The sequence below is a fragment of the Holophagales bacterium genome, from assembly GCA_016699405.1.
Lineage (GTDB): Bacteria > Acidobacteriota > Thermoanaerobaculia > Multivoradales > JAGPDF01 > JAAYLR01.
The window spans coordinates 2,428,518-2,451,786 of record CP064972.1; the positions used below are offsets into that span (position 1 = coordinate 2,428,518).

At 71.1% G+C, this 23,269-nt stretch carries 21 protein-coding genes and 2 pseudogenes; 15 read left to right on the forward strand and 8 right to left on the reverse strand.

Features of this window, described 5'->3' with window-relative positions; genetic code table 11:
* Positions 1 to 46: 46 nt before the first annotated feature.
* Positions 47 to 1,107, forward strand: a pseudogene (locus IPJ17_10055) (IS110 family transposase).
* A gap of 366 nt (positions 1,108 to 1,473) precedes the next feature.
* On the opposite strand, the gene IPJ17_10060 reads toward IPJ17_10055, so the two are convergent.
* The 6 genes from IPJ17_10060 to IPJ17_10085 all read right to left on the reverse strand — a co-directional run bounded on the left by IPJ17_10060 (position 1,474) and on the right by IPJ17_10085 (position 8,581).
* Positions 1,474 to 1,635, reverse strand: a complete 162-nt coding sequence (locus IPJ17_10060) for a hypothetical protein (GenBank protein QQR75885.1) — start codon at positions 1,633 to 1,635, stop codon at positions 1,474 to 1,476.
* Positions 1,636 to 1,683: 48 nt separating this feature from the next.
* Positions 1,684 to 2,841 carry a hypothetical protein gene (locus tag IPJ17_10065; GenBank protein ID QQR75886.1) on the reverse strand — a complete coding sequence of 386 codons (1,158 nt, stop codon included), beginning with the start codon at positions 2,839 to 2,841 and terminating at the stop codon, positions 1,684 to 1,686.
* A gap of 85 nt (positions 2,842 to 2,926) precedes the next feature.
* Positions 2,927 to 4,735, reverse strand: a complete 1,809-nt coding sequence (locus IPJ17_10070) for an ABC-F family ATP-binding cassette domain-containing protein (protein ID QQR75887.1) — start codon at positions 4,733 to 4,735, stop codon at positions 2,927 to 2,929.
* A gap of 39 nt (positions 4,736 to 4,774) precedes the next feature.
* Positions 4,775 to 6,016 (reverse strand): ATP-binding protein, encoded by a 1,242-nt coding sequence (locus tag IPJ17_10075; GenBank protein ID QQR75888.1) that lies wholly within the window; start codon positions 6,014 to 6,016, stop codon positions 4,775 to 4,777.
* A gap of 223 nt (positions 6,017 to 6,239) precedes the next feature.
* The gene (locus IPJ17_10080) at positions 6,240 to 7,508 is read right to left on the reverse strand and encodes a hypothetical protein (protein ID QQR75889.1); all 1,269 of its coding nucleotides are present in this window, start codon (positions 7,506 to 7,508) and stop codon (positions 6,240 to 6,242) included.
* Positions 7,505 to 8,581 (reverse strand): PD40 domain-containing protein, encoded by a 1,077-nt coding sequence (locus IPJ17_10085; protein ID QQR75890.1) that lies wholly within the window; start codon positions 8,579 to 8,581, stop codon positions 7,505 to 7,507. The genes IPJ17_10080 and IPJ17_10085 overlap by 4 nt, the downstream gene beginning before the upstream one ends.
* Positions 8,582 to 8,765: 184 nt before the next feature.
* Here IPJ17_10085 and IPJ17_10090 point away from each other — a divergent pair, with 184 nt between their 5' ends.
* From IPJ17_10090 to IPJ17_10125, 8 genes and pseudogenes are all read left to right on the forward strand, one after another.
* Entirely contained in the window at positions 8,766 to 10,028 is a 1,263-nt protein-coding gene (locus IPJ17_10090) for an SPASM domain-containing protein (protein ID QQR75891.1), read from the forward strand.
* Complete coding sequence (locus IPJ17_10095; protein ID QQR75892.1) at positions 10,025 to 11,722, forward strand: sulfatase-like hydrolase/transferase; 1,698 nt, start codon at positions 10,025 to 10,027, stop codon at positions 11,720 to 11,722. The genes IPJ17_10090 and IPJ17_10095 overlap by 4 nt, the downstream gene beginning before the upstream one ends.
* A gap of 24 nt (positions 11,723 to 11,746) precedes the next feature.
* Positions 11,747 to 12,097 carry a stress response translation initiation inhibitor YciH gene (locus IPJ17_10100; protein ID QQR75893.1) on the forward strand — a complete coding sequence of 117 codons (351 nt, stop codon included), beginning with the start codon at positions 11,747 to 11,749 and terminating at the stop codon, positions 12,095 to 12,097.
* Positions 12,094 to 12,939 (forward strand): GGDEF domain-containing protein, encoded by an 846-nt coding sequence (locus IPJ17_10105; protein ID QQR75894.1) that lies wholly within the window; start codon positions 12,094 to 12,096, stop codon positions 12,937 to 12,939. Before IPJ17_10100 ends, IPJ17_10105 begins: the two co-directional genes overlap by 4 nt.
* Before the next feature lie 75 nt (positions 12,940 to 13,014).
* A complete protein-coding gene (locus IPJ17_10110; GenBank protein ID QQR75895.1) occupies positions 13,015 to 14,172 on the forward strand; it encodes an SPFH domain-containing protein in 1,158 nt (385 codons plus the stop codon).
* A gap of 16 nt (positions 14,173 to 14,188) precedes the next feature.
* On the forward strand, positions 14,189 to 15,274 hold the full coding sequence (locus tag IPJ17_10115) for a zinc ribbon domain-containing protein (protein QQR75896.1): 1,086 nt from the start codon (positions 14,189 to 14,191) through the stop codon (positions 15,272 to 15,274).
* Between the two features lie 56 nt (positions 15,275 to 15,330).
* On the forward strand, positions 15,331 to 15,678 hold the full coding sequence (locus IPJ17_10120) for a hypothetical protein (GenBank protein ID QQR75897.1): 348 nt from the start codon (positions 15,331 to 15,333) through the stop codon (positions 15,676 to 15,678).
* A gap of 28 nt (positions 15,679 to 15,706) precedes the next feature.
* A pseudogene (locus IPJ17_10125) lies at positions 15,707 to 16,476 on the forward strand (class I SAM-dependent methyltransferase).
* Positions 16,477 to 16,483: 7 nt separating this feature from the next.
* Here IPJ17_10125 and IPJ17_10130 read toward each other — a convergent pair.
* Positions 16,484 to 17,428 (reverse strand): ParA family protein, encoded by a 945-nt coding sequence (locus tag IPJ17_10130; GenBank protein ID QQR75898.1) that lies wholly within the window; start codon positions 17,426 to 17,428, stop codon positions 16,484 to 16,486.
* A gap of 106 nt (positions 17,429 to 17,534) precedes the next feature.
* Here IPJ17_10130 and recQ point away from each other — a divergent pair, with 106 nt between their 5' ends.
* The 6 genes from recQ (at position 17,535) to IPJ17_10160 (ending at position 22,346) form a co-directional block, all read left to right on the forward strand.
* Positions 17,535 to 19,379: a DNA helicase RecQ gene (gene recQ, locus IPJ17_10135; GenBank protein ID QQR76143.1), complete on the forward strand. Its 1,845-nt coding sequence runs from the start codon at positions 17,535 to 17,537 to the stop codon at positions 19,377 to 19,379.
* Between the two features lie 222 nt (positions 19,380 to 19,601).
* A complete protein-coding gene (locus tag IPJ17_10140) occupies positions 19,602 to 20,033 on the forward strand; it encodes an NfeD family protein (protein QQR75899.1) in 432 nt (143 codons plus the stop codon).
* A 24-nt stretch (positions 20,034 to 20,057) separates the two neighbouring features.
* Positions 20,058 to 20,996, forward strand: coding sequence for a paraslipin (locus tag IPJ17_10145; protein ID QQR75900.1), 939 nt, complete (start codon positions 20,058 to 20,060; stop codon positions 20,994 to 20,996).
* 19 nt (positions 20,997 to 21,015) lie between these two features.
* The gene (locus tag IPJ17_10150) at positions 21,016 to 21,336 is read left to right on the forward strand and encodes a PQQ-binding-like beta-propeller repeat protein (protein QQR75901.1); all 321 of its coding nucleotides are present in this window, start codon (positions 21,016 to 21,018) and stop codon (positions 21,334 to 21,336) included.
* 193 nt (positions 21,337 to 21,529) lie between these two features.
* On the forward strand, positions 21,530 to 22,123 hold the full coding sequence (locus IPJ17_10155; GenBank protein QQR75902.1) for a hypothetical protein: 594 nt from the start codon (positions 21,530 to 21,532) through the stop codon (positions 22,121 to 22,123).
* 49 nt (positions 22,124 to 22,172) lie between these two features.
* Positions 22,173 to 22,346 carry a hypothetical protein gene (locus IPJ17_10160; protein QQR75903.1) on the forward strand — a complete coding sequence of 58 codons (174 nt, stop codon included), beginning with the start codon at positions 22,173 to 22,175 and terminating at the stop codon, positions 22,344 to 22,346.
* A gap of 4 nt (positions 22,347 to 22,350) precedes the next feature.
* Here the strand turns inward: IPJ17_10160 and IPJ17_10165 are convergent, their stop codons facing one another.
* Complete coding sequence (locus tag IPJ17_10165) at positions 22,351 to 23,208, reverse strand: methyltransferase domain-containing protein (GenBank protein QQR75904.1); 858 nt, start codon at positions 23,206 to 23,208, stop codon at positions 22,351 to 22,353.
* Positions 23,209 to 23,269: the final 61 nt, after the last annotated feature.

Consider the following 23,269-nt stretch of genomic DNA (forward strand, 5'->3'; position numbering starts at 1 on the left):
TGCGGTCTGCAGGTTGACGGGCTGGGGCCCAGAAAGGAGGTTGGCCGTGAAGAAGAATAGCAAGCGCGAGGGAGGGTGGACGGCGGGCCTGGACGTGGGCGACCGCTGGACGCAGGTGGTGGTGCTCGACCGGGTGAGTGGGGAGCAGGCAGGGCAGGAGCGGATCGGGGGCTCGGAGGCCGCGTTGCGAGCCTGGTCGGCGCGCTGGGGCCCGATGCAGGTGGTGCTGGAGACGGGAGCGCAGTCGCCGTGGATGAGCCGGCTGCTGTCGAGTCTGGGACACGAGGTGATCGTGGCGGATTCGCGTCAGCTGCCGCTGATCGGCAAGAGCCGGAAGAAGACGGACGTGCTGGACGCCGAGACACTGGCGCGCTTGGCGCGTGTCGAGCCGAAGCTGCTGCATCCGGTGCGGCATCGAAGCGAAGCCGCTCAGCGAGGCTCGAGGTGATGCGGGCGCGGGATGTCCTGGTGCGGATGCGCACGATGGCGGTCAATCACGTGCGCGGCGCGGTCAAGGCGATTGGAGGACGTCTGCCCAAGTGTTCGACGGAGGCCTTCCCTACACGTGCCGTGTCGGCCTTGCCGGAGAGCCTGCGGCCCTCGCTGCTGAGGATTCTCGAAACGGTGATGGAGCTGACGGAGCGGATCAAGGGCTTCGACCGTGAGGTCGAGGAGCTCGGCCGTCGTCATCCCGAGACCGAGCGCTTGCGTCAGGTCCCGGGCGTGGGCGTCGTCACGGCGGTCAGCTACGTGCTGACGATCGAAACCCCCGAGCGCTTCCGCCGCAGTCGAGAGGTCGGGGCCTACCTGGGACTGGTCCCCGGCGTCCGGGACTCGGGCGAGAGCCAGCCCCAGCTGCGGATCACCAAGCAAGGTGACCCCTTCCTGCGCAAGCTGCTCGTCCAAGCGGCCCAGTACATCCTGGGTCCCCTCGCACCCGACAGCGATCTGCGGCGATTTGGCGAAGCGCTGTCGAAACGCGGCGGCAAAGCGGCGAAGAAACGGGCGATCGTCGCCATCGCCCGCAAGCTCGCCGTCCTCCTGCATCGGCTCTGGGTGAGCGGCGAACCCTACGAGGCTCTGCGCACCGCCGCCGGGACTGCATGAAACGGCAACGACATCTCGGGTAGGAGAGGAGTCGACGACTTTGGGCCAGGGTCCGACCCGGGTCCGGGTGACTGCGACAGGTCCCTAGGCCTCGCAGGCCGCGAGTGAGATGGCAGCACCCGGCTCCGATCGGACACCAAAAGGCACCGAGCCCCACGCGGGCTCCTCGAGAGTGCGGATGGAAGCGTGGCACCGGACCCTCGCCCAAGACCTCGAGCGCGGCCGACAAGTCGGCCGATTGACACCACATGGCCTTCTCATGGAAGGGATCTGGGGGTCGGGCGGCGGCGGGTCCGCGCGGGCTCAACCCCCCGGTTCCCGTGCTCAGGCTCGGGAAAACGGGGGGAGGCACGAAAGGCCACGGTGCTACTTCTTCGGATGGTTGAACAGCTTGTGCAGGAACGACTCGGCCGGCGGGCAGGTGCAGCGCTGGTCCTTCGGCACGTTGGCGAGCGCCTGCTCGACATGTTGGCCGCAGCCCGCCCAGGTCGGCTTGCCGCAGCGCTTGCATTGGACTTGGTGGCACATGGCGGCGGGATTCTCGCACGAGTGCAGGGATCCCGCTCCAAGCAGTCCTTACGGCCGCTTGGCCGACCAGACCGCGAGGTTGCCGCTCTCGAAGCTGTCCGAGGTGAGCAGCTGGATCTCGTAGGCGCCGAGGTCGGCGTACGCGCCGGCTACCCGCGGGCGTCCGAGGATGTCCGTCGTCCCGAATCCGCCCTGGGGCGGACTCGCGCCCATCCCGGCGAGCGGCGAGTCGGGCTTCAAGTCCCAGTTGGTGGCCGGATCGACGAACTTCGGGTCGATCTGGAAACGGACCTCCTCCATCGTCGGGAAGAACGAGAGGGGACGGGGGTAGTCGTTGGCGACGAAGGCGGTGGTGCCGATGCCGGACCAGTTGATGTCGTAGTCGCCGCCGTTGCCCCAGAAGATGTTGTTGGAGAGCCAGACGGTGGCAGTCGGACTGCTGGTGTTGAGACCCAGGACGGTGGTCGCCCCGAGATTGTTGGCGAAGGTGTTGTTGTTGATCGCGGCGTCGAGCAGGTTGCCGCCGGACAGGTAGAGCGCGCTGGCCGAGGCGTTTGCGTGGTTGGCGACGAAAAGGTTGCCTGTCACGCGCACCGTGGCGGCGTGGCCGACCTCGATGTCGACGCCGCCGTCGGGGCCGACGGTGTCGTTGCCGACGAAGGCGTTGCCGTGAACTTCGACCGTCGGTGAGACACTGTCTGGCAGGGTGGCGATCCGGAGGCCGACGCCGGCTTGGCCGACGATGCCGCTGCCGTGGGCGATCTTGATCCCTTCGATGTGGACGAGGGGGCTGCCGGTTCCGCCCGCTCCGCGATCGATCTGGATCTTCAGCACCCGCTCCAGATCGCCGCCGTCGAGCACGGTGCCGAACGGCGAGGTCTCGAGGCGCGCGCAGTTTCCCAGAAAGAAGAAGTACCCGCCCACCAGCGTCAGGTTCTTGGCCTCGCTCGAGGTGTAGTTGAAGCCACCGGAGGGTGCGATGAAGGTGCCCTTGAGCAGGTGGATGGTGTCGTCCACCCCGTTGCTCGCCGCGGTGGAAAGGGCGGTCTGGAGCTCGGCCGAGGTGTTGACGCAGAAGGTCGTGGCGGCGAGCGGCGAGGAGAGGGCAAGGAGCGCGAGAGTCAGGGCCGTCAGGTGAAGGTTCTTGCCGGCGGAGCGGCGCGGCGCGGAGGCCGAGAGGGGGCGGAACGGAACCGGAACGGACATCGAAATCTCCCTTTTCCTCTGCAAACGCCGGCCGGGGCCGGAAGCGAACAGGGGGGAGACGCGATCTCCGCGTCCGGGTCGATTCCTACCGAGTCTTGCCTTCGAGCTCCGCCCAGCGCGCGAAGAGGCGTTCGACCTCGTGCTGGGCCTCGGCGAGGGCGGCGAAGCGCTGGTGGAGGAGGGGGGCGTCGGTGGCGATGGCGGGGTCCTCGGCGAGGCGGCGCGCCGTCTCGAAGGCCTCCTCGGCGGCGACCACGGCCGCTTCCATCCCCTCCCACTCGCGTTGCTCGAGATAGGAGAGCCGCCTCGCCTTCGGCCGCTCGGCGGGCGGGGCGGCCTTCGGCTCGCTGCGCTTCGCCGGTTCGGGGCGCGTGCGCTCGGCCTCCCACTGCGCGTAGTCGGCGAAGAGGCCGGTGCCGCCGCTGCCGTCGAGGGCGAGGATGGCGGTCGAGACGCGATCGATCAGGTAGCGATCGTGGGTCACCAGCACCAGCGCTCCGGGGAACTCGCCGAGCGCCTCCTCGAGCACCTCGAGCGTCGGGATGTCGAGGTCGTTCGTCGGCTCGTCGAGCACCAGCAGATCGGCGGGGCGCAGCATCAGACGAGCGAGGACGATGCGCGCCTTCTCGCCGCCGGAGAGCTGACCGACCGGCGTGACGAGCTGCTCCGGCCGGAAGAGGAAGCGCTTCGCCCACGAGGCGACGTGCAGCGAGCGGTCGCGGTAGATGACGCTGTCGCCCTCCGGAGCGAGGGCACGCTGCAGCGAGACGTTCGGGTCGAGGCTCTCGCGGTTCTGCTCGAAGTAGGCGACGCGCAACTGGTCGGCCTGGAGGATCTCGCCGGCGTCCGGGGCGAGCTCGCCGATGAGCAGGCGCAGGAGCGTCGTCTTGCCCGAGCCGTTCGGGCCGAGCACGCCGAGCCGCGTGCCCGGGCCGAGGAAGAGATCGAGGCCGGAGATCAGGCGCCGTCCGCCGAGCGACTTGGCGAGCCCTCGGCACTCCCAGAGTCGCTTGGTCTTGCGCTGCGAGCCGGCGAGCTCGAGGCCGACGCTGGCCTCGCCGGAGCGCGAGCGGTCGCGGCTCTCGGCGAGCTCGCCGATCAGCCGCTCGGCGTTCTGGATGCGCGCCTTGGCCTTGGTGGTGCGCGCCTTCGGGCCGCGTCGCAGCCACTCGACTTCGCGGCGCACCAGGTTGGCCAGCGTCTCCTGGTAGGAGGCCTGATTGGCGAGCTGGGCGTCGCGCGTTTCGAGCAGGTCGGCGTACGAGCCGTCGACTTCGAGCAGGCCGCCGGCGAAGGCGCGGTTGAGCTCGAGCGAGCGGCGCGCCACGTTCTGCAGGAAGTAGCGGTCGTGGCTCACCGCGAGGAACGCCTTCGGCTCGCTCGCCAGCAGCTCCTCGAGCCAGAGGATCGCCTCGACGTCGAGGTGGTTCGTCGGCTCGTCGAGCAGCAGGACGTCGGGCTCCCGGGCGATCTCGCGGGCGATCGCCAGGCGCTTGCGCCAGCCGCCGGAGAGCGTCTCCGTGCGCTGCTCACGATCGGCGAAGCCCGACTTGCCGAGCGCGAGCGCCACCCGCTGGTGCTTCTCGTGCTCCTCGAGGCGGACCTCGCCGGCCACCGCGGCGGCGACCACCTCCTCGACCGTCAGCCCGGGGGCGAAGACCGGGTCCTGCGGCACGTAGCCGACGCGCACGCCCTTGCGCAGCGCCACCGCGCCGTCGTCCGGCGTCTCGAGCCCGGCGAGGATCTTCAGCAGCGTCGACTTGCCGGCGCCGTTCGGGCCGACCATGCCGACATGGTCACCCTCCGCCAGGGTGAAGGTCACCCCTTCGAACAGCGGGCGCGCGCCGAACCCCTTCGAGACGCCTTCGCAACCGAGCAGGACAGGACGGGCCATGGGCGGGTGATTCTCGCAGATCGCCGGGCGAGCCGGTTCCTACAGGACCTTCCACCAGGGCGCGGCGAGAACGTCGGGGGCGATCCACTCCAGGCGGCGGCCGGTGTGAAGGAGCAGCCCGGCGCGAGAGCGTTCGCCGTATTCGCGGCGGAAGGTGCGCAGGTGCCTTGCGTCTCCCAGGCTGGGTCGCCCGGAGCTCTTGACCTCGATCGGCAGCAGACGGCCGCCCGCTTCCACCACGAGGTCGACCTCCTCGCCGAGCGTGGTGCGCCAGGTGAAGAGCTCGGCGGCCTCGAGGCGAGCGTCGCGCCAGACGCAGAGGTCGTGCAGGACGAGGTTCTCGAGGTGGGCCCCGCGCGGCGTCTCCTCGCCGGCGAGGTGGAGGGCGAGCCCGGTGTCGCTCCAGTAGAGCTTGGGGGATTTGACGAGCCGCTTGGTTCGGTTCACCGCGTAGGCGGGGAGCCGAATCAGCATGTACGAGGTCTCGAGGAGGTTCAGATAGCGGTGTGCGGTCGGTTGGGGCAGGGCCACGTCGCGGCCGAGCTCGGTCTGGTTCAGAAGCTGGCCGAGCCGCAGACAGGAGGCCTGCATCAGGCGACGAAAGTCCGGCAGGCCTGAGAGCGTCGAGAGGCTGCGCAGGTCGCGCTCGAGATAGGTCCGGACGTAGCCGTCGAACCAGATCGTGCGCTCGCGCGCAGTGCGCAGGTGGAGCGCCGGCGTCGGGAAGCCGCCGCGCAGCGCGAGGGTCTTCCAGTCCTCGGGCAGATCGGGTTCGGCAGCGAGGAGGTCGAGCCACTCCTCCTCGCGAGAGGACAGCAATCGGTCCCATAGCCCGGCGCTTCCGAGACCGTGCTGCTCGCGTCGGGTCATCGGCCAAAGCGTCAGGTAGGCGGCCCGGCCGGCGAGCGACTCGGAAACCTGGCTCATCAGCAGTAGGTTGGCGGAGCCGGTGAGCAGGAACTGCCCGGAGCGGCGACGCCGGTCGATGGCGCGCTTGACCGCCCGCAGGATCTCCGGTTCGCGCTGGACCTCGTCGAGCGTGACCGGGGCGTCGCCGCCGACCAAAGCGTCGGGGTCGCGCCGTGCGGTGCGGGAGACCTCGAGATCATCGAAGGTCGAGTAGCGTCGCGGCGCGAGCGCGCGGTCCTGGGCGAGGGTGCTCTTGCCGGTCTGCCGCGCTCCCGTGAGCACCACCGCCGGCATCGTCGCCAACCGCTCTCCCAGGCTCACGGCCGCCAGCCGGGGAAGTGCGAGATCATTCACGTCTTGAATGATATTCATTCATCTCGTGAATGACAAGGCGAGCGCGGCGTGGCCTGGCAACCCTGGGCTCAGCGCCGCTCCTGCCGGAGCGCCTTCGGCGCCACGCCTGACCAGGCCCGCTCGAGGAGGTCCGAGAGGCCTCGCGCATCACCGCGGGGAGGCGAACGAGGATGGCGGGGTGCCCCGCGTGGTGGTCGCCGCGCCGGAACACGCCGGCGATTCTCGCCGATCTCCCGCCACCCTAGGGTGCCAGCCCCTTCCCGATGACCTCGATCTCGGCGAGGACGGCGATCGCCATGCCGTAGAAGGTGCCGGAGACGTTGTCGAGGCGGACCTCGACGGCGCGGGCGGGGACGTCGGTGAAGGCGACGTCGGTGCCGGCGACGGCGAGGGCGGCGCTGCCGGAGGTGGCGGCGAGCTGGGTGGCGGCGGCGTCGCCGTAGAGGCGAACCGTCGTGCTCTCGACCTGGATGGTCGAGCTCGCCGCGTCGCCGAAGCGCGGGTTGTAGAGCCGCACGGTGCGCACCGCGATCGTTACCGGGAAGGTGAGGCACACCCACTGGCCGTCTTGCGACTGGCCGTTGGCCGAGCCCCAGTAGCGCCAGATCTCGCCCTTCTGCACGCGGCGGTCGGTCACGCCGAGGTTCTGATTCGCGTCGCGCGTCGAAGAGACCGTCACCGCCGCGCCGGGGGCGAGGTTCGACCACTTCGCGGCTTCGGCATTCGGTGGCGGCGGGATCTCGGTGTGTCCGGCGTGACAGCCGACGCACGAGGCGGTGATCCCGGGGCGCCCGTAGTTCATGCCGGCGACGTGCGCCGCACCGCCGCCGCGGGTGGGCGGCACGCCGGCGGGGCCGCGCAACTGCTCGAAGAGCGGCACGTGCGCAGGGGCGAGGTGGGCCACCGACCCGTCGGCGGCCACCGGTGCCTCGGCGAGCAGGACCGGCCAGTCGAGGTTGGGGAACGAGCCCGGGCTGGTGCGCTGGTGGTCGAGGAAGAAGCGGATCGTCGTCGCCGAGCCGACCGCCGGCGCCGAGACGATCTCCTGATCCACCGCGCCATTGGCGTAGACGTTCAGCGCGTCGAAGACGAACGAGCCGCCGGTGTCGTAGGGCGGGCTCTCGCCCGGCGGCAGGAGCGACGGGTTCTGCGCCGGGGCGAGCTGGTCCTGGAGCACCGGCGGCACGCCGCGGGGCGCGAGGAGACGGGCGCGCAGCTCCGTCGTGCCGGTCGCGTCGTGCAGCGCCACGCGATTGCTGCCGTCGGCGTTCATCAGGTAGAGGCCGTAGTCCTGGTTCACGTCGGCGGCGCGGGAAAAGGCGATGCGACCGTCCGGCAGGACCGCCGGCTCGCTCGCGTACTCGCCGTTGAAGACCCCGTAGGAACAGTCGTCGGGGCTCGGGCAGTGCACGTAGTCGAGGGTCATCGAGGTGACGCCGGCGATCGCCTGGTAGGGCAGCGCGCCGCGCCGGTAGCGGCGCAGACCGCCGAAGCCGGCCGCCTCCGTCATGTTGAACATCGGGAAAAATTGGCGACGAACGAGCCGTCGGGAGCGAACGCGCCGCCGTAGACGTGATTGCTCGCCTCGTCGCGGAAGCGTCCGGTCCACATCGCGAGGCCGGTGCCGTCGGGGCGGATCGTCGCCGCCTGCCAGGCGTTGCGGAAGAGCGCGTCGGGGCCGCCGACGTGATTGCTGCGGTCGGTGGTGAGACCGTCCTTGATCTGCCAGCCGCCGTTCGGGTCGGCGACCGTCGAGAGGTCGTTCGTGGCGAAGCGGTGGTTGCGCCACCAGCGCGAAAAGAAGATCTGCCCCGTCGCCGGCTCGATCAACGGTCGATCGGCGCCGTTGCGCTCGGAGGTGATGCGGTGGAGGTTCGAGCCGTCGGCGTCGACGACGTGGAGGTTGCTCGCGCGCACCCCGGAGTAGTGGCCCCGGGCTCGCCAGCGCGTCGACGAGAAGACGATCCTGCCGTCCGGCAACCAGGCCGGATCGGTGTCGTCGTAGGCACCGAAGCCGCCGGCCGCCGCGCCGAACTGCGAGAGGTCGAGGTCGTCCTCGTCGGAGCGGGTGATCGGTCGCAGATTCGTCCCGTCGCTGCGGATGGCGTAGATCCGCCAGGCTCCGGGGTCGTTGACCGGGCCGAGGTCGTAGCTGCCCTGGGGAAGTCCGGCGAAGACGATCTCGTGACCGTCCCACGAGACGTCGGGGGCGTTGACGTCGACGAGGAAGTACGGGGCGGTCGGGTTGCTGCCGTCGACCAGGGTGGCGAGCGTGCCGTCCGGGCGTCGAATCCGCAGGCGGCCGGGCGCGGCGACGCGAAAGCGGCTGTGGGCGCCGACCCCCGGCTGGGCCCGAGGAACCGACCAGTAGACGGTGCCCTCGTCGGGGATTTGCCGCGAGACGAAGACGAGCGCCGGCGTGCAGAGCGTCGGATGGGCGACCCAGCCGCAGAGCGAGGCGCTCTCGAAGTCGTCGCGGAAGAGCGACCCCTGGGCCGGGGCACCCGAGGGGAGGCCGAGCGCCAGGGCGATGCACACGCATGCGGAAAGCCCGAGCCGGAATCGGAAGGATCGGCTGCGCATCGGTCGTCTCCTCGGAAGCGGCGACAGGCTAGCGACGATTCCGGGCGGTCTCCATGGACCGCTGCACTCGCACGGGGCGGAACCTGCCCCGGGTCGGTGCGCCAGCTCGGCAGAGATCTCGACGCTCTGGGGGGAGACGAGGCGGGCTCGAGGATGCGAGAATTCCAGGAGCGTAGGAGTCCTGATGTCTCCGATCTCGTCGATCGTCTCTGGCGCCTCGAGCGTATCGACCCCCCGCACGACCGCGACTCCTTCGCGACCCTCCCCGGCGCTCGAACGTGTGGGTGTCGGAGGGCGCCTCTCTCTCCTCGTCAAGCCCGTCGGAGACGCCTGCAACCTCGCTTGCAGCTACTGCTTCTACCGGGGCGCCGGTCCCGCGGGGGGCGAGGTGCCGCCGCGCATGCCGGAGTCGGTCCTCGCCGCGCTCCTTGCCCAGGCGCTCCGGCCCGGCGGCGCGGCGACGGTCGAGCTCGCCTGGCAGGGGGGCGAGCCGCTGCTGATGGGCGCACCCTTCTTCCGCCGCGTCTTCGAGCTGCAACGCCGGCTCTGCCCGCGCGGCGTCACGCTGGTCCACACGATCCAGACGAACGGGCAGTTGCTCGACGAAGAGCTCTGCGAGCTCTTCGCGGCGCACCGCTGTCTGGTCGGCTTGAGCATCGACGGGCCGGCCGATCTCCACGATGCGTACCGCACGACGCTGCGGGGTCACGGGAGCCATGCGGCCGTGGTGCGAGCCGCTCGACGGCTGGTGCGCGCCGGTGTCGACACCAACGCGTTGATCGCGGTGCACGCACGGAACCAGGACCATCCGGAGGCCGTCTATGGCCACGTGGTCGACGAGCTCGGGATCCGGCATCTGCAGATCGTGCCGGTGGCAGGTCGCCCGGACGTCGATGACGCGTTCGCGGTCGACCCGGAACGCTTCGGCGCTTTCCTGACGGGCCTGCTGCGCGCCTGGGAGGCCCGCGACGTGGGACGCGTCTTCATCCAGCCGATCGAGGCGGTGGCGGCGCTCCTGGGAGGAGAGGACGGCGGTCTCTGCACGGCGGCGCGCACCTGCGGCCTCAACCCCGTCGTCGAGCGCAACGGCGACGTTTTCGCCTGCGACCACTTCGTCGACCGGCCTCACCGCCTCGGCAATCTGCTCGAGACGCCGCTTCTCGAGCTGGTGCTCGGGGCGCGGCAGCGCGAGTTCGGGCTAGCCAAACGCCACGGGTTGCCGTCGGACTGCCGCGCCTGCTCCCTGCTCGCGCTCTGCGGCGGCGGATGCCCGAAGGACCGTCCGCCGCGCACCGGCGAGGCGATCGACCGGCCGAGCATCCTCTGTGCCGGCTATCGACGCTTCCTCACCGAGGCGATCCCGACGCTGACCCGCCTCGCGGCCGGGCCGCTCCCGGCCGGCGCCGACGTTCACCTCTCCGCGATCGAGCTCCGGAGCCCACGATGAGTGACACCCCCGATCGCCAGCCAGCTCTCATGCTGACCCGCAGCGAATTCGTGCGGCTCGGTGCCGCCGCGGCAGCTGCCCGATTCGTCGTCGGCAGCGGGTCGACCGGCGTGGCGAGGGCCGACCACGGCGGCCCGGGCGCGCCACCCGCCGCCCTGCCGCAGCATCCCGACCTGCTGATCCTCGTCACCGACCAGACGCGCGAGTTCATGCACTGGCCCGACAACTGGGTGGAGACCTACCTGCCGAACGAGCTGCGCCTGGTGGCCAAGGGGCTGACCTTCCGCCGCTGCTTCGCCAATGCGGCGATGTGCTCGCCGAGCCGCGCGACGCTCTTCACCGGGCTCTATCCGACCCAGCACGGCGTCCAGCGCACGCTCACTTACGGCGGGTCGCGCTCGGGCGAGGAGGTACCGCTCTCGGCCTCGCTCCCGAACCTGGCCAAGATGCTCGCCGCCACCGGCTACCACGTCGTGCTCAAGGGCAAGTGGCACCTGAGCAAGCACGCCGACGGCAATCCGCCCGACGCCACCGACGTCGCCGCCTTCGGTTTCCAGGAGTGGGTGCCGACGACCGCCGGCGAGGGGCTCGAGCTCTCCGACTTCGGCGGCGGCTGCGCCGACAACGACAGCGACACGATCACCCAGGCGATCCAGTTCCTCGAGACCCAGAAGGTCCCCGGCCGCACGACGCCGTTCTGCCTCGTCGTCTCGCTCGCCAACCCGCACGACGTGCTGAGCTATCCGCGCACCTGGGACAGCGTCGACCCCGACACCGGCTGCGACAACTATGCGCAGACCGCGCAGTTCAACCTCGGCATCAGCGTGCCGCCGAGCTACGACAGCGACGATCTCTCGCTGAAGCCGACGGCGCAGGCGCAGTCGCTCGACCTCTACGCCGCCGGGCTCGGCGTCCTCACGACGCCGCAACGGCGCCACGACTACGTCAATTTCCTCGGCTACCTGCACCACCTGGTCGACGGCCAGATCGGTCAGCTGCTCGACGCTCTCGGGTCGCTGAGCGCGAACACGGTGATCCTCCGCACGTCGGATCACGGGGAGATGGGGCTCGCCCACGGCGGGCTGCGGCAGAAGATGTTCAACTGCTACGAGGAGACGATGCGGATCCGCATGGTGGTCTCCAATCCGCAGCTCTTCCCCGACCCCGTGTCGACCGATGCCCTCGCCGCCCTCGTCGACCTGCTGCCGACCGTGGCCGCGATCGCCCACGTCGCCCCGGCGAACGTGCCGTTCCACTCCGGCGTCGACCTGACCCCGCTCTTCACCGATCCGGCGGCGACCATCCAGAACGTGGTGATCTTCACCTTCGACGACGACCAGGCGGGGACCGCCAACGGCCAGACGACGGTCACCCAGCCGAACCACATCCGCGCCATCCGCGTCGACGACGACTTCGGGCAGTGGAAGTACGGGCGCTACTTCGACCCCGCGGGCGTGGCCGCCGACCAGATCGAGATGTACCACCTCGTCGACTCGGCGGGAGCGCCCGTCGACCCGGACGAGCTCGACAATCTGGGCAACCCCGCGAGCCCCAACTACGTCGCCTACCAGACCCACCGCGACCGTCTCGCCGCGCTTCTCGCTGCCGTCGAAGTCGACCCGCTCGGGGTGATCCACCGCGACGGCTTCGAGGGGGGAGCGACCACCGCCTGGAACGGCGGGGTGAGGCCGTGAGCGAAGCCCGGTAGAGTCTCCGTCATGCCGACCCCCTCCGGCCGCCTCGTCTACGCCACCGACAAGGGACGCACCTGCCCGAAGTGCGGCTGGCCGGAGAAGGACTGCCGCTGCTCGTCCCGATTCGACGAGGCGGTGCCGGCCAAGATCGTCGCGCGACTGCGGGTGGAGAAGGCCGGCCGCGGCGGCAAGACGGTGACCGTCGTCGACTCCCTGCCGCGCAACGACGCATTCCTCAAGCAGACGCTCGGCGAGCTCAAGCGCGCTTGCGGCGCCGGCGGCACGGCGGGCGAGGGCGCGCTCGAGATCCAGGGCGACCATCGCGACGCGCTCCGCCTCCTGCTGCAGAAGAAGGGCTGGACGGTGAAGGGATGATCCGGCGGCTCCTGCGTTGGCTCGAGCGTCAGCCGTTGCTCGTCACCTGGTTTGCGACCGGAGTCGCCATCGCTGCGCTCGGCCTGCTCGATTTCGTCACCGGCTTCGAGGTCTCGTTCTCCCTCTTCTATCTCGCCCCGGTGGCGCTCGCCGCCTGGCGGCTCGGGCGGCGCGGCGGGTTCGTCGCGGCCACCGCCTCGACCGTCGCGTCGATGCTGGCCAACGCCCTGTCGGGCGAGCGGTCGGCCGAGTGGGTCACCGCCTGGAACGCGCTGTCGCGGGCCGGCATCTACATCGTCCTCGCCGAGCTGCTCGCCGAGCTGCGCACGCAGCTCGAAGGCGAGCGCACCCTGGCGCGAACCGACGAGCTGACCGGCCTGGCGAACCGGCGGGCGTTCTTCGCCGCCGCCGAGGCCGAGCTCGTCCGCGTGCGGCGCGGGGGGCGGACGGTCTCGTTGCTGTTCGTCGATCTCGACGACTTCAAGGGGGTCAACGACCGGCTGGGCCACGCGTCCGGAGACGAGGTCCTCTGCGCGGTGGCCAGCGCCCTGCGGCGCGCGACGCGGGGCAACGACCTGACGGGACGCCTGGGCGGCGACGAGTTTGCCGCGCTGCTTCCCGACGCCGACGCCGAGGCGGCGCAGGCGGTCACCGTCCGCCTGCGGGCACGCCTGCGCGAGGCGCTCGCCAGCGGTCCGGCCCTGGTGACGGTGAGTGTCGGCTCGGTGACCAGTCACTCCGCCACGGAATCGATCGAGGAGCTGCTCGCCGCGGCGGACGGTTCGCTCTACGAGGCGAAGGGCGCGGGCGGCGACTGCGACGCCGCCCGTTCTCTCGTCTGACCTCCCCGAAGGGACCGGGTCACGCATAGGATCAGGCGCGGCGGTGCCGGCACCGCCGCCATCAAGGAGACGACCATGGGCCTGCTCGACAACATCCGCCAGCAGATCGGCTCGCAGTTCATCGAGATCATCCAGTGGCTCGACGAGACCAACGACACGCTGGTCTACCGCTTCCCGGTGTACAACCAGGAGATCAAGATGGGAGCGCAGCTGACGGTTCGCGAGAACCAGGTCGCGCTCTTCGTCAACGAAGGGAAGGCCGCCGACCTCTTCGGCCCGGGCCGCTACGAGCTCTCGACCCAGAACATCCCGATCCTCACCACGCTGCGCGGCTGGAAGTACGGCTTCCAGTCGCCCTTCAAGGCCGAGGTCTACTTCTTCAACACGCGGCTCTTTACCGACCTGAAGTGGGGCACGGCGAACCCGGTGATGATGCGTGACGCCGAGTTCGGGATGATCCGCCTGCGCGCCTTCGGCACCTGGGCGATGAAGATCGGCGACCCGAAGGTCTTCTTCGAGACGATCGTCGGCACCCAGGGGCTGACCACGACCGACGAGATCACCGGCCAGCTGCGCTCGATCGTGCTCTCGAAGCTCTCGGACGCGATCGCCGAGGCGAAGATCGCGGCGCTCGACCTGGCGGCCAAGTACGACGAGCTCTCCGCCGTCGGCAAGCAGGTGATCGGCGCGGAGTTCGCCACCTTCGGCCTCGACCTGGCGCGCTTCTTCGTCGAGAACATCTCGCTGCCCGAGGAGGTCGAGGCGGCGATCGACCAGCGCACCAAGCTCGGTGTGCTGGGCGACAAGATGGCGCAGTACACGCAGATGCAGGCGGCCGAGGCGATCAAGGTGGCCGCGGCGAACCCCGGCGGTCTCGCCGGGGCCGGGGTGGGCCTCGGTGCCGGTGTCGGCATGGGACAGATGATGGGACAGGCGATGCAGTCCGGCCTGGCCGCGCCTCCGGCCGCGGCCCCGGCTCCACCGCCGTTGCCGGGCGCCGCCCCGCCGCCGCCGGTGGCGGCGAGCGTGCCGCGCTGGTCGCTCGCCATCGACGGCAAGACCTACGGGCCGTACACGGACGAAGCGCTGCGTGCCATGGTCGCCGCAGGGCAGGTGCTGCCGGCGACGCTCGCCTGGCACCCGGGTGCGGCGGGCTGGGCGCCGCTGGCGAGCTTCTCGGGCTTCGGCGAGCCGTCGGCGCCGCCGCCACCCCCTCCGCCTCCGCAGCGCTGAGGTCGTGGGCCCGACGATGAGCGACCCGGGCGCGATCTCCGCAGCGATCCGCAAGTTTCCCTGCACTGCCTGCGGCGCCGACGTGGTCTGGAAGCCGGGGGCGGCCGCCCTCGTCTGCCCTTACTGCGGGACGCGGCAGGAGGTGGAGCCGGCCGGCGAGCCGGTGCGCGAACGCTCGCTCGCCGAGGGCCTGGCACGGCCGCGCGACACCGGATGGGGAATCGAGCGCAAGTCGGTGCGCTGCACTCGCTGCGGCGCCACCGAGACGCTCGACCCGGCGGTGGCCGCGACCTCGTGCGCCTTCTGCGGCACGCCGACGGTCGTCGAGGCGCCGGCGAACCCGGACCTGGTGCGACCCGAAGGGCTGCTGCCGTTCGCCATCGACTTCCACGCCGCGGTGGCGCGCTTCCGCGACTGGATCGGCCGGCTCTGGTTCCGGCCCGGCGACCTCAAGGAGAAGTCGTCGGTGGCGACGCTGCGCGGCGTCTACGTGCCGTTCTGGACGTTCGACGCCGACACCCGTTCGCATTGGAGCGCCGACGCGGGCTTCAACGACCAGGTCCAGGTCCAGGTGACGCGCGGCGGCCGTTCGGTGACCGAGACGCAGACGCGCACGCGCTGGGAGCACCGCTCCGGCACGCTCGACAAGCGCTTCGACGATCTCCCGGTGCCGGCCTCGCGCGGTCTCGACCCGACGGCGACGCGTGGCATCGAGCCGTTTCCGACCGATCGGCTGGTCCCCTACGACCCGCGCTACCTTTCGGGCTTCCTCGCCGAGGAGTACGGTGTCGACCTGCCCGAGGCCGAGCGCGCCGCGCGCGAGCGGATGACCGAGGAGATCCGCGCCGCCTGCGGCGCCGCCGTGCCCGGAGACACCTATCGCAACCTCCAGGTCGAGACCTCCTGGTCGGAGCTCGCCTACAAGGGGGCCTTGTTGCCGATCTGGATCGCGGCCTACCAGTACGGCGGGAAGACCTACCGCTTCCTGGTCAACGGCGTGACCGGCCAGGTCGACGGCGACGCGCCCTGGTCGTGGGCGAAGATCGCGGCAGCCGTCGCTGCCGCGGTGCTGCTGATCCTGCTGCTTTCGCGGCTCGGGTGAGCCGTGCGAACCCTGACGGACCACCGCGGCTGCCGCCGCTTCGGAGGACGCAACCGATGAGATCGATCCGACCGCTGATGTTCGCCCTGTCGCTCTTCTCCCTGCTGGTCGTCGCCGGTTGCGCCCAGCAGCGCTTCGAGAAGCTCTTCGCCGACAGCGTGGCGCGGCCGGCGCTCGCCTGTCTCCACCCGGCGGGCGACTTTCGCAGCGCGGGCGGGGTGAAGGCGGAAGGCAACGACACCTTCACCGGCCTGATCACCTGGCGTGGTCGGGCGCTCGACAACGAGTACGTGACGCGCGTCCGGGTCACGGTGGCGGGCGGTCAGGCGCGAGTCGAGGTGATGGAGGACTCGGCGCTGGTGCCGGCGGTGCGGACGACCTGCGAAATTCCGGTCCCGCAGTGATCGCGGTCCGGGTCCGTGGGTCGTGGCGATGACGACGACCGGGGGCGGTGCCTTCGTCGATCGCTTCGGCGAGGTCGCCGCGACCTACGCGACCTTTCGACCGCGCTATCCCGACGCCCTCTTCGACGAGCTCGCCGCGCTCGCACCGCGGCGCACTCTCGCCTGGGATTGTGCGGCGGGGAGCGGCCAGGCGACGCTCGCCCTGGTCGAGCGCTTCGACCGGGTCGTCGCCACCGACGCCAGTGCCGCGCAGCTCGCCGAGCTCCCGCCGCACCCGCGGATCGAACGGCGCGTCGCTCCGGCCGAGGCGAGCGGTCTTGCCGCCGGCTCGGTCGACCTGATCACGGTCGCTCAGGCGCTCCACTGGTTCGACGTCGACCGCTTCGCCGCCGAGGCCCGCCGCGTGCTCGTGCCGGGCGGCTTGCTCGCGGTCTGGTGCTACGCCACCCTGGCCGTCGCGGGAGCGGCGATCGACGCGGCGGTCCAGCGCTTCTATCGCGAGACCGTCGGTGCCTTCTGGCCGCCCGAACGGCGGCTGGTGGAAGAGGGCTATCGCTCCTTGGTGCTGCCGCTGCCGGAGATCCCGGCGCCGCGCTTCGTCATGGCCGCCGACTGGACGCTCTCCGAGCTCGCCGGCTACCTGCGAAGCTGGTCGGCGACGGCCGCGTGCCAGAGGGCTACGGGCGCCGATCCGGTCGACGAGCTGATCGGCGACCTGGAGCCGCTCTGGGGCGAGGCCTCGGGCGGCGCCGGGTGCGTTGGGAGCTGGCGCTGCGCCTCTTCCGGGGGGCGGCCTGAGAGGCCCTCAGCTCTCGCCGGCTGCGGGTTCGGCGGTCGGCGGCTCGACGAGCGAGCGGCCGCTCGTTTCGTCGGCGGAGAGCAGCGCGATCTGCTCGGCGGCGGCGGGCGGCGCCGCGGCGGGCGGAGCGACCGTCGGCCGCGCGCTCTCGTCGGGGGCCGCCGAGGCGGGGCTCGGTGGCAGCGGACTCTCGCCGCGCGCCCGCTGCACCAGCTCGGTGGCGACCGCGAGATAGGCGCGGGCACCGCGCGCCGCCGGGTCGAGGTCGAAGATGTCGCGCCCGGCTCCCGGCAGCTCGGCGAGGCGGACGTTGACGTTCACCTCGGCGGCGAAGACGCGGTCGCCGTAGCGCTCGCGCATCCAGGCGACGGTGGAGCGTGCCAGGCGGGTGCGATAGTCGACCATCGTCGGCAGCAGGCCGAAGAGCCGCGGCCCGAAACCGAAGCGCACGCGCAACCGCTCGGCGGCCTCGAGCAGGAGCTCGATGCCGTCGGTGGCCAGCGGCTGCGGTGGCACCGGGACGACGAAGCCGTCGGAGGCGGCGAGCGCGCCGAGCGGCACGACCGAGAGCGTCGGCGGGCAGTCGAAGAGGATCCAGTCGTAGGCGTCGCGCAGCGGCTCCATGCGCCGGCGCAGGGCGAGCTCGCGGTCGCGCAGCGGCGCGAGCTCGACGTCGGCCGAGACCAGGTCGACCGAGGCGGTGATCAGGTCGAGCCGTGGGTGCGGCGTCTGCCGGACGACGGCCGCCGCCGGCAGCTTGCCGAACAGCAGGTCGTAGGCCGAGGGCGCGAGGTCCTCGCGGCTCACGCCGAACGAGAGCGAGGCGGAGGCCTGGCTGTCGAGGTCGACGAGGAGCGTGCGATGGCCGAGGAAGGCCAGCGCGGCCGCGACGCTGACCGAGCTGGTGGTCTTCCCGACGCCGCCCTTCTTGCTGACGAACGAGACGATCAATGGCGTTTCCCGTCGGGAAGTGTAATGCATCGGCCGCTGCGAGATGCCGCACGCCGATTTCGTCAGTAGCGTCAGAAGAGGTGACTGCGCCATGCTCGACCCCGAGATGACCCTGCTCGCGACCGACGACCCGCTCGCCGAAGCGCGCGCCACTCTGCGGCGCGTCTTCGGTTTCCCGGACTTTCGCGGTGCCCAGGCCGACGTCGTGCAGGCATTGCTTGCCGGCGAGGACGCTCTGGTGCTCTGGCCGACCGGCGGCGGCAAGTCGCTCTGCTACCAGTTGCCGGCGATCCTCCGGCCCGGCACCGGGGTCGTCGTCTCGCCGCTCATTGCCTTGATGCAGGACCAGGTGGCGGCGCTTCTCGAAGCGGGTGTCGCCGCGGCGGCGCTGCACTCGAACCTCGACGGGCGGGAGGCGGCGGAGATCGAACGCCGGCTCCTCGCCGGCGAGCTCGATCTGCTCTACGTCGCGCCCGAGCGGCTGCTCACGCCGCGCTGCCTCGATCTGCTCGCGCGGACGCCGCTCGCCCTCTTCGCCATCGACGAGGCGCACTGCGTCTCGCAGTGGGGGCACGACTTCCGACCCGAGTACCTCGGTCTGGATTTGCTGCCCGAGCGCTTTCCCGGCGTGCCGCGGCTGGCACTCACCGCCACCGCCGACCCGCCGACACGGCGCGAGATCCTCAGCCGGCTCAAGCTCGAGCAGGCGCGTGTCTTCGTCGCCAGCTTCGACCGGCCGAACCTGCGCTACCGTGTCGTCGACAAGGGCGAGGATCCACGCCGCCAGCTCCTCGCCTTCCTCGAGGAGGAGCACTCCGGTCACGCCGGCATCGTCTACCGCTTCTCGCGCGCCAAGGTCGAAGCGACGGCCGCCTGGCTCGCCGAGCACGGGGTCGAGGCGTTGCCCTACCACGCCGGGATGAGCGCCGAGAGCCGCCGTGCCACGCTCGACCGGTTCCGCTCCGGCGAGGGCGTGGTGGTGGTGGCGACGGTCGCCTTCGGCATGGGAATCGACCGTCCGGACGTCCGCTTCGTCGCCCACCTCGACCTGCCGAAGAGTCTCGAGGCGTACCACCAGGAGACCGGCCGGGCGGGGCGCGACGGCGAGCCGGCCGACGCCTGGATGGCCTACGGTCTGCAGGACGTCTTCAATCTGCTCTTCCTCATCGATTCGTCGGAGAGCGAGCCGGCGCGCAAGCAGGTCGAGCGCCGCAAGCTCGACGCCCTGCTTGCCTATTGCGAGGTCACCGACTGTCGCCGGCAGGTGCTGCTGCGCTACTTCGGCGAGGAGCTGCCGGGCCCCTGCGGCAACTGCGACACCTGCCTCGAGCCGGTCGCCACCTTCGACGCGACGGTCGCGGCGCAGAAGGCGCTCTCGGCCGTCTACCGCACCGGTGAGCGCTTCGGCGCGCAGCATCTGGTCGACCTGCTGCGCGGCGAGACCACCGAGAAGATGACGCGTTTCGGACACGATTGCCTGCCCACGTTCGGCGTCGGCCAGGAGCTCGACGCCAAGGGCTGGCGCAACGTCTTCCGCCAACTCGTGGCGCGGGGGCTGCTCAAGGTCGACCTCGACGGGCACAACACGCTTTCGCTCACCCCGCGAGCCTGGCCGGTGCTGCGCGGCCAGGAGCGACTCCTGCTGCGGGAAGAGCGCAAGGTGACGAAGCGCGGCAAGCGGCGGCGTGGGGCGGCGTCGGGCGAGCCGGCGATCTTCGTCGACGAGCTTCGCTTCGAGGCGTTGCGCGCCTGGCGCAAGGAGACGGCGCAGGCCCACGGCGTGCCGCCCTACGTCGTCTTTCACGACGCGACGCTGCGTGAGCTCGCCGCCCGTGCCCCGGCGAGCCTTGCCGAGCTCGAGGAGGTGGCGGGCATCGGCGCCCGCAAGCTCGAGCGCTACGGCGCCGCGGTCCTGGCGATCCTCGCCTCCGCCGCCGAAACGAAGGGGTGAGCGCCCCCCCTCGTCCTCTCGATCGAACCGAGGGATCCGGGTGGGGGGCCTGACGCGAGGCCCGCGAGGAGCTGCCATGGCGCCCGCCCACCCCGGTCCCTCGCTCTCGCTCGGGACGACGACCTGGGGTGAGCGGCCGGAATTGCGTAGAGCGAGCTCGGTCGGCGCCGGGTGTAGCATCCTCCTCGGAACTCCTTTTTCGACCCTCACGGAGCACCTGACATGCCCTTCTGGCTCTGGCTGATTCTCGGTCTCGTCCTGCTCGCCGGCGAGCTGCTCACCCCGGGCGGGTTCTTCATCGTCTTCTTCGGCGTCGGCGCGCTGGTCGTCGGCCTGCTCGGTCTCGCCGGGGTGGTCATGCCCCTCTGGTTGCAGGGCGTGGCCTTCTCGGCCGTGTCGGTCCTCGCGCTGCTGCTCTTCCGCAAGCCGCTGCTCGGCCGCTTCTCCCCACCGCCGGCACGCAAGGTCGATCCGCTGGTCGGCGAGGAGGCGGTGACGCTCGAGGAGATCGGCGCCGGGCGGCTCGGCAAGGTCGAGCTGCGCGGCACGCCGTGGAACGCCCGCGCCACGAACGGCCGGGCGCTCGCCAAGGGGGTGCGCGTGCGCGTCGAGCGCGTCGAGGGTCTCACCGTATTCGTCGGTCGCGCCGAGTAGGCGCGCCGCCTTCCTGGAGGAACGATGGACATGGGCATCATCGCGGCGGTGGCCGTTCTCGCCTTCCTGGTTCTCGTCATCGTCGCCAAGTCGGCGATCGTCGTGCCGCAACAGAGCGCCTACATCGTCGAGCGGCTGGGCCGCTACGCCGGGACGCTCGACGCCGGCTTCCACATCCTGGTGCCGTTCGTCGACGTGATCCGCTACCGGCAGTCGCTCAAGGAGATGGCGCTCGACATCCCCGAGCAGGTATGCATCACGCGCGACAACGTCCAGGTGTCGGTCGACGGGGTGATCTTCCTCAAGGTGCTCAACGCCGAGCGTGCCTCCTACGGCATCCACGACTTCTACTTCGCCATCACCCAGCTCGCCCAGACGACGCTGCGCAGCGAGGTCGGCAAGATCGACCTCGACCGCACCTTCGAGGAGCGCACGAACATCAACGCCGCGGTGGTCTCGGAGATCGACAAGGCGACCGAGCCGTGGGGCGTCAAGGTGCTGCGCTACGAGATCAAGAACATCACTCCGCCCAAGGACGTGCTCGCGGCGATGGAGAAGCAGATGCGCGCCGAGCGGGAGAAGCGGGCGGTGATCCTCACCTCCGAAGGCGAGCGCGACGCGGCGATCAACACCGCCGAGGGCGAGAAGCAGCAGGTCATCAAGGCCTCGGAGGCGAACAAGCAGCAGCGGATCAACGAGGCCGAGGGCCAGGGTCAGGCGATCCTGACGATCGCCAACGCCACGGCCGAGGGCCTGCGTCTGGTCGCCGCGGCGACCCAGTCGCCGGGCGGAATCGAGGCGCTGCAACTGCGCGTCGCCGAACAGTGGGTGGCGCAGTTCGGACAGATCGCCAAGGCCGGCAACACGATCGTCGTGCCCGCCAACGTCGGGGATGTGGCGGGGATGATCGCCACCGCGCTCTCGGCGGTCAAGGCGGTCGACCGGCCGGCGCTGGGCAAGTAGGGAACGCGGGGAGATCGACATGGACGGCGAGAGGAAGCCCTTGTTCATCGGAATCGGCGGGCACGTCGTGGCGCTCGACCCGGGCACCGGGAGCGAGCTCTGGCGGACCAAGCTCAAGTCGAGCCCGTTCGTCACCGTGACGACGCAGGGCGACGCCATCTTCGCGGGTGCGGGCGGCGAGCTCTGGTGCCTCGACCCGGCGACCGGGGCGATTCGCTGGCACAATCCGCTCAAGGGCCTCGGGCTGAACGTCGTGGGCTTCGCCGGCTCACCGGCGGTGCTGCTCGCGGCGATCGCTGCGGCGCAGGCCGCCGCGGCTGTCGCGGCGTCTTCGGGCTGACGCGCAGCGCCGCGCCGGAGCTCGGCGGCCGGGCGGGTGCGGCGCCGGTTCCGCGCGTGGACCAGTTCACAGCGCAGGCGTTCGCGCCGCTTATCCTCGGAGAGGGATCGGTCCGGCGAACGACCGGTCAGTCGCGATCGCTTGCTCAGCCGAGGCTGGCGGCATCGCGCGGGGGGAGAGAGGAGCTTGGCCGATGCGCGCCAGCCGCGCGATCGGAAGGACCTTGATCTGCTTGAGTCTTGGGCTGGGAGTGGCGTCCGCAGCGGCGGCTCAACCGCAGTGCGGCGGGATCGGCGGCGGCGCCGTCGAGGTGATGGCGATCAACCGCGAGGCGAACACCGATTCCGGCCCTTGGGGTGCCGGCAATCGACACGGGTTCGAGCTCACCCCGCCCGCCGCCGTGAGCTTCGATTGCATCGAAGCGAAGCTGGGCTCGAACGTCCCCTGGCCGATCGAGCTGACCGTGTACACGCAGCGCAACGGGACCGTGCTCGCGACGGGCAGCGTGGTTCCCGCCCTCCCCTTCGTCTGGACCGGATTCGCTCTCGACGCCTCGGTCACGTTCACCGCCGGCAGTCCCTACTTCCTCGCCTTCTCCTCGCCGAACGGCACGGGGTGGATTCCGGGCGTCCTGGTCGGCGGAGCGACGGCGTTGCCCTGGTGGTACTCGGGGATCGGGTCGTCGTTCTTCGACGTGCCGTTCGGCTCGGCGAGCCCGGGGTTCCGCTTCATGGTCCTGCCGGTCTTCGCCGACGGATTCGAGACCGGCGACCTGCAGCGATGGTGACGATCCATCCTCGCCGGTCGCCCGGCGAGAATCGTGGAGGACCGAGGCGATGAAGAAAACGACGCGGCGGGAGAGCGAGCGCGAGCCGAAGGCGCCGGCCCCCAAGCACGGCGAGTGCGGCATGACGCACGGCGACTGCATCAGCACCTGGAAGGGCTGCTGCGACCGCGAGGCGGGGCACGGCGGCTCGCACCACTGCAGCTCCTGCAACTCGACCTTCTGAGCCGTCAGCGGCGCCGGAAGCAGCCGACGTCGCGCGCACTGGTCACCTCCAGGCGCTCGACGTCGGCGAAGCGTGCCCGCTCGGCGGCGCGCGCGCCGCGATAGCTCGCGGCGAGCAGGTCGTCGAGGGCCGGGCGGTCGAGCGCGAGCCGGTCGGCGCAGCGTTCGCGACCCACGAGCTCGAAATCGGCGGCGAGCTCGGCGGCGATCGGACCGAGCCGGTCGCGTGCGGTCGCCGCCCCTTGGACGACTTCGCGCAGCTCGGCGAGGTCGTCGGGTGCCGGCACGGCGACGAGCAGCCTCCCTCCGGGGCGCAGGACGCGTGCGAGCTCCGTCACCGGGCGGCGCGCCAGGAGCGACATCGCGAGATCGAAGCTCGCCGCGGCGAAGGGGAGGCCACGGTCGGCGTTGGCGACGACCCAGAGAGCCCTCGGGAGCTGCATGGCGGCGAGGTCGATCGCCTCGGCGGAAAGATCGACACCGTGCGCGTCGATGGGGCGGCGCTCGGCGAGAAACGCGAGCGCGGAGCCTTCGCCGCAGCCGACGTCGAGCACCGCCGGACGGGCGACCTCGAGCTCGGTGACCTGGGCGAGCAGGTGGCGATGGAGCGGCGCCTCGATGCCGCGGGCCACCAGGCGACGACGTGCCAGGGCCGCGGCGCGGGAATCGCCGGGGACGCGCGACCGGCGATCCTGCGGTTGCAGGAGGTTCACCCAGCCACGCCGTGCCCGATCGAAGGTGTGACCGCTGGCGCAGCGGAAGTGCGAAGGCCCGGCGGCGAGCGGCAGGCCGCAGTTGCGAACCGTGCAGAGCAGGACGGCCGGGCCCGCCGGGTGAAGCGGATGCACCGAGTCGTCTTGCATGCGACGAGTCTACCCGCGCGGCGCAACGGCGGCTGCCGCGTCGTGGTTCCCGCTGCCGGTG